Source organism: Klebsiella sp. TF21-TM, from assembly GCF_019753495.1.
In the GTDB taxonomy this organism is placed as follows: domain Bacteria; phylum Pseudomonadota; class Gammaproteobacteria; order Enterobacterales; family Enterobacteriaceae; genus Klebsiella; species Klebsiella quasipneumoniae.
The window spans coordinates 1-5,757 of record NZ_JAIJYL010000065.1 but is presented as its reverse complement, the minus strand read 5'-3'; the positions used below and the strand labels follow the sequence as shown (position 1 = coordinate 5,757).

The 5,757-nt window shown below is 62.6% G+C and carries 8 protein-coding genes and 1 pseudogene; 1 reads left to right on the top strand and 8 read right to left on the bottom strand.

All coding sequences use genetic code 11. The annotated features are described in order from the left end of the window. The 8 genes and pseudogenes from K5R89_RS26490 to K5R89_RS27670 form a co-directional block, all read right to left on the bottom strand. Positions 1-335: alpha/beta fold hydrolase (locus K5R89_RS26490; RefSeq protein ID WP_368736279.1), on the bottom strand; the 335-nt coding region annotated here is incomplete at its 3' end. A 109-nt stretch (positions 336-444) separates the two neighbouring features. Continuing rightward, positions 445-1,296, bottom strand: coding sequence for a replication protein C, IncQ-type (gene repC / locus K5R89_RS26485; RefSeq protein ID WP_000240536.1), 852 nt, complete (start codon positions 1,294-1,296; stop codon positions 445-447). Next, positions 1,283-2,122 (bottom strand): helicase RepA family protein, encoded by an 840-nt coding sequence (locus tag K5R89_RS26480; RefSeq protein WP_000190708.1) that lies wholly within the window; start codon positions 2,120-2,122, stop codon positions 1,283-1,285. Before K5R89_RS26480 ends, repC begins: the two co-directional genes overlap by 14 nt. A 29-nt stretch (positions 2,123-2,151) precedes the next feature. Continuing rightward, the gene (urfF, locus tag K5R89_RS26475) at positions 2,152-2,358 is read right to left on the bottom strand and encodes a plasmid repression protein F (RefSeq protein ID WP_007857788.1); all 207 of its coding nucleotides are present in this window, start codon (positions 2,356-2,358) and stop codon (positions 2,152-2,154) included. A gap of 1 nt (position 2,359) precedes the next feature. Beyond that, positions 2,360-2,572: a hypothetical protein gene (locus tag K5R89_RS26470; protein ID WP_000455501.1), complete on the bottom strand. Its 213-nt coding sequence runs from the start codon at positions 2,570-2,572 to the stop codon at positions 2,360-2,362. A gap of 60 nt (positions 2,573-2,632) precedes the next feature. Beyond that, positions 2,633-3,502, bottom strand: coding sequence for a DNA-primase RepB domain-containing protein (locus K5R89_RS27680; protein WP_229382459.1), 870 nt, complete (start codon positions 3,500-3,502; stop codon positions 2,633-2,635). 98 nt (positions 3,503-3,600) lie between these two features. Beyond that, complete coding sequence (locus tag K5R89_RS27675) at positions 3,601-4,014, bottom strand: IncQ-type mobilization protein MobB (protein ID WP_010890157.1); 414 nt, start codon at positions 4,012-4,014, stop codon at positions 3,601-3,603. Between the two features lie 106 nt (positions 4,015-4,120). Then, positions 4,121-4,762 (bottom strand): annotated as a pseudogene (locus tag K5R89_RS27670) (MobA/MobL family protein); the annotation flags it as partial. A gap of 199 nt (positions 4,763-4,961) precedes the next feature. Between K5R89_RS27670 and K5R89_RS26460 the strand changes: the two are divergent. Continuing rightward, complete coding sequence (locus K5R89_RS26460; protein WP_000238497.1) at positions 4,962-5,246, top strand: mobilization protein C; 285 nt, start codon at positions 4,962-4,964, stop codon at positions 5,244-5,246. Positions 5,247-5,757 lie beyond the last annotated feature (511 nt).

Here is a 5,757-nt window from a genome sequence, read left to right as displayed (position 1 = left end):
AAATGAGCAGCTTCCAGACCATAACCATCAATGACGCGAACCACATCATCTGCTAATTCTTCAACGGAATATGGAGCTTGACCTGGCTCATAGCTTGTTGATTTCCCGGTATCACGGTGGTCGTACCGGATCACATAGCGACCCATTTTGGCTAGTTGGGAGCAAAACTCATCAGGCCACCACACCGCAGACGCCATTGCCCCCATGATCAGGATAATGGGTTCATGGGCCGGGTCGCCGAATGATTCGGTATGGAGTGAAATCGCTTTATCAACAACTACCTTTTCTTTCATACTAAAATTGCCTTCGAGTTTTACGTACAACATTTTATTCATAGGCATGCTCATTTTGCCAGTTTTGGCTGCCTGTTAATTGCGCTCAAACATCCCCAACCAATTGTTTTATAAAGATAAAAATGTCTTGTTTACAATAGAGTGGGGGGGGTCAGCCTGCCGCCTTGGGCCGGGTGATGTCGTACTTGCCCGCCGCGAACTCGGTTACCGTCCAGCCCAGCGCGACCAGCTCCGGCAACGCCTCGCGCACCCGCTGGCGGCGCTTGCGCATGGTCGAACCACTGGCCTCTGACGGCCAGACATAGCCGCACAAGGTATCTATGGAAGCCTTGCCGGTTTTGCCGGGGTCGATCCAGCCACACAGCCGCTGGTGCAGCAGGCGGGCGGTTTCGCTGTCCAGCGCCCGCACCTCGTCCATGCTGATGCGCACATGCTGGCCGCCACCCATGACGGCCTGCGCGATCAAGGGGTTCAGGGCCACGTACAGGCGCCCGTCCGCCTCGTCGCTGGCGTACTCCGACAGCAGCCGAAACCCCTGCCGCTTGCGGCCATTCTGGGCGATGATGGATACCTTCCAAAGGCGCTCGATGCAGTCCTGTATGTGCTTGAGCGCCCCACCACTATCGACCTCTGCCCCGATTTCCTTTGCCAGCGCCCGATAGCTACCTTTGACCACCATGGCATCAGCGGTGACGGCCTCCCACTTGGGTTCCAGGAACAGCCGGAGCTGCCGTCCGCCTTCGGTCTTGGGTTCCGGGCCAAGCACTAGGCCATTAGGCCCAGCCATGGCCACCAGCCCTTGCAGGATGCGCAGATCATCAGCGCCCAGCGGCTCCGGGCCGCTGAACTCGATCCGCTTGCCGTCGCCGTAGTCATACGTCACGTCCAGCTTGCTGCGCTTGCGCTCGCCCCGCTTGAGGGCACGGAACAGGCCGGGGGCCAGACAGTGCGCCGGGTCGTGCCGGACGTGGCTGAGGCTGTGCTTGTTCTTAGGCTTCACCACGGGGCACCCCCTTGCTCTTGCGCTGCCTCTCCAGCACGGCGGGCTTGAGCACCCCGCCGTCATGCCGCCTGAACCACCGATCAGCGAACGGTGCGCCATAGTTGGCCTTGCTCACACCGAAGCGGACGAAGAACCGGCGCTGGTCGTCGTCCACACCCCATTCCTCGGCCTCGGCGCTGGTCATGCTCGACAGGTAGGACTGCCAGCGGATGTTATCGACCAGTACCGAGCTGCCCCGGCTGGCCTGCTGCTGGTCGCCTGCGCCCATCATGGCCGCGCCCTTGCTGGCATGGTGCAGGAACACGATAGAGCACCCGGTATCGGCGGCGATGGCCTCCATGCGACCGATGACCTGGGCCATGGGGCCGCTGGCGTTTTCTTCCTCGATGTGGAACCGGCGCAGCGTGTCCAGCACCATCAGGCGGCGGCCCTCGGCGGCGCGCTTGAGGCCGTCGAACCACTCCGGGGCCATGATGTTGGGCAGGCTGCCGATCAGCGGCTGGATCAGCAGGCCGTCAGCCACGGCTTGCCGTTCCTCGGCGCTGAGGTGCGCCCCAAGGGCGTGCAGGCGGTGATGAATGGCGGTGGGCGGGTCTTCGGCGGGCAGGTAGATCACCGGGCCGGTGGGCAGTTCGCCCACCTCCAGCAGATCCGGCCCGCCTGCAATCTGTGCGGCCAGTTGCAGGGCCAGCATGGATTTACCGGCACCACCGGGCGACACCAGCGCCCCGACCGTACCGGCCACCATGTTGGGCAAAACGTAGTCCAGCGGTGGCGGCGCTGCTGCGAACGCCTCCAGAATATTGATAGGCTTATGGGTAGCCATTGATTGCCTCCTTTGCAGGCAGTTGGTGGTTAGGCGCTGGCGGGGTCACTACCCCCGCCCTGCGCCGCTCTGAGTTCTTCCAGGCACTCGCGCAGCGCCTCGTATTCGTCGTCGGTCAGCCAGAACTTGCGCTGACGCATCCCTTTGGCCTTCATGCGCTCGGCATATCGCGCTTGGCGTACAGCGTCAGGGCTGGCCAGCAGGTCGCCGGTCTGCTTGTCCTTTTGGTCTTTCATATCAGTCACCGAGAAACTTGCCGGGGCCGAAAGGCTTGTCTTCGCGGAACAAGGACAAGGTGCAGCCGTCAAGGTTAAGGCTGGCCATATCAGCGACTGAAAAGCGGCCAGCCTCGGCCTTGTTTGACGTATAACCAAAGCCACCGGGCAACCAATAGCCCTTGTCACTTTTGATCAGGTAGACCGACCCTGAAGCGCTTTTTTCGTATTCCATAAAACCCCCTTCTGTGCGTGAGTACTCATAGTATAACAGGCGTGAGTACCAACGCAAGCACTACATGCTGAAATCTGGCCCGCCCCTGTCCATGCCTCGCTGGCGGGGTGCCGGTGCCCGTGCCAGCTCGGCCCGCGCAAGCTGGACGCTGGGCAGACCCATGACCTTGCTGACGGTGCGCTCGATGTAATCCGCTTCGTGGCCGGGCTTGCGCTCTGCCAGCGCTGGGCTGGCCTCGGCCATGGCCTTGCCGATTTCCTCGGCACTGCGGCCCCGGCTGGCCAGCTTCTGCGCGGCGATAAAGTCGCACTTGCTGAGGTCATCACCGAAGCGCTTGACCAGCCCGGCCATCTCGCTGCGGTACTCGTCCAGCGCCGTGCGCCGGTGGCGGCTAAGCTGCCGCTCGGGCAGTTCGAGGCTGGCCAGCCTGCGGGCCTTCTCCTGCTGCCGCTGGGCCTGCTCGATCTGCTGGCCAGCCTGCTGCACCAGCGCCGGGCCAGCGGTGGCGGTCTTGCCCTTGGATTCACGCAGCAGCACCCACGGCTGATAACCGGCGCGGGTGGTGTGCTTGTCCTTGCGGTTGGTGAAGCCCGCCAAGCGGCCATAGTGGCGGCTGTCGGCGCTGGCCGGGTCGGCGTCGTACTCGCTGGCCAGCGTCCGGGCAATCTGCCCCCGAAGTTCACCGCCTGCGGCGTCGGCCACCTTGACCCATGCCTGATAGTTCTTCGGGCTGGTTTCCACTACCAGGGCAGGCTCCCGGCCCTCGGCTTTCATGTCATCCAGGTCAAACTCGCTGAGGTCGTCCACCAGCACCAGACCATGCCGCTCCTGCTCGGCGGGCCTGATATACACGTCATTGCCCTGGGCATTCATCCGCTTGAGCCATGGCGTGTTCTGGAGCACTTCGGCGGCTGACCATTCCCGGTTCATCATCTGGCCGGTGGTGGCGTCCCTGACGCCGATATCGAAGCGCTCACAGCCCATGGCCTTGAGCTGTCGGCCTATGGCCTGCAAAGTCCTGTCGTTCTTCATCGGGCCACCAAGCGCAGCCAGATCGAGCCGTCCTCGGTTGTCAGTGGCGTCAGGTCGAGCAAGAGCAACGATGCGATCAGCAGCACCACCGTAGGCATCATGGAAGCCAGCATCACGGTTAGCCATAGCTTCCAGTGCCACCCCCGCGACGCGCTCCGGGCGCTCTGCGCGGCGCTGCTCACCTCGGCGGCTACCTCCCGCAACTCTTTGGCCAGCTCCACCCATGCCGCCCCTGTCTGGCGCTGGGCTTTCAGCCACTCCGCCGCCTGCGCCTCGCTGGCCTGCTGGGTCTGGCTCATGACCTGCCGGGCTTCGTCGGCCAGTGTCGCCATGCTCTGGGCCAGCGGTTCGATCTGCTCCGCTAACTCGTTGATGCCTCTGGATTTCTTCACTCTGTCGATTGCGTTCATGGTCTATTGCCTCCCGGTATTCCTGTAAGTCGATGATCTGGGCGTTGGCGGTGTCGATGTTCAGGGCCACGTCTGCCCGGTCGGTGCGGATGCCCCGGCCTTCCATCTCCACCACGTTCGGCCCCAGGTGAACACCGGGCAGGCGCTCGATGCCCTGCGCCTCAAGTGTTCTGTGGTCAATGCGGGCGTCGTGGCCAGCCCGCTCTAATGCCCGGTTGGCATGGTCGGCCCATGCCTCGCGGGTCTGCTCAAGCCATGCCTTGGGCTTGAGCGCTTCGGTCTTCTGTGCCCCGCCCTTCTCCGGGGTCTTGCCGTTGTACCGCTTGAACCACTGAGCGGCGGGCCGCTCGATGCCGTCATTGATCCGCTCGGAGATCATCAGGTGGCAGTGCGGGTTCTCGCCGCCACCGGCATGGATGGCCAGCGTATACGGCAGGCGCTCGGCACCAGTCAGGTGCTGGGCGAACTCGGACGCCAGCGCCTTCTGCTGGTCGAGGGTCAGCTCGACCGGCAGGGCAAATTCGACCTCCTTGAACAGCCGCCCATTGGCGCGTTCATACAGGTCGGCAGCATCCCAGTAGTCGGCGGGCCGCTCGACGAACTCCGGCATGTGCCCGGATTCGGCGTGCAAGACTTCATCCATGTCGCGGGCATACTTGCCTTCGCGCTGGATGTAGTCGGCCTTGGCCCTGGCCGATTGGCCGCCCGACCTGCTGCCGGTTTTCGCCGTAAGGTGATAAATCGCCATGCTGCCTCGCTGTTGCTTTTGCTTTTCGGCTCCATGCAATGGCCCTCGGAGAGCGCACCGCCCGAAGGGTGGCCGTTAGGCCAGTTTCTCGAAGAGAAACCGGTAAGTGCGTCCTCCCCCTACAAAGTAGGGTCGGGATTGCCGCCGCTGTGCCTCCATGATAGCCTACGAGACAGCACATTAACAATGGGGTGTCAAGATGGTTAAGGGGAGCAACAAGGCGGCGGATCGGCTGGCCAAGCTCGAAGAACAACGAGCGCGAATCAATGCCGAAATTCAGCGGGTGCGGGCAAGGGAACAGCAGCAAGAGCGCAAGAACGAAACAAGGCGCAAGGTGCTGGTGGGGGCCATGATTTTGGCCAAGGTGAACAGCAGCGAGTGGCCGGAGGATCGGCTCATGGCGGCAATGGATGCGTACCTTGAACGCGACCACGACCGCGCCTTGTTCGGTCTGCCGCCACGCCAGAAGGATGAGCCGGGCTGAATGATCGACCGAGACAGGCCCTGCGGGGCTGCACACGCGCCCCCACCCTTCGGGTAGGGGGAAAGGCCGCTAAAGCGGCTAAAAGCGCTCCAGCGTATTTCTGCGGGGTTTGGTGTGGGGTTTAGCGGGCTTTGCCCGCCTTTCCCCCTGCCGCGCAGCGGTGGGGCGGTGTGTAGCCTAGCGCAGCGAATAGACCAGCTATCCGGCCTCTGGCCGGGCATATTGGGCAAGGGCAGCAGCGCCCCACAAGGGCGCTGATAACCGCGCCTAGTGGATTATTCTTAGATAATCATGGATGGATTTTTCCAACACCCCGCCAGCCCCCGCCCCTGCTGGGTTTGCAGGTTTGGGGGCGTGACAGTTATTGCAGGGGTTCGTGACAGTTATTGCAGGGGGGCGTGACAGTTATTGCAGGGGTTCGTGACAGTTAGTACGGGAGTGACGGGCACTGGCTGGCAATGTCTAGCAACGGCAGGCATTTCGGCTGAGGGTAAAAGAACTTTCCGCTAAG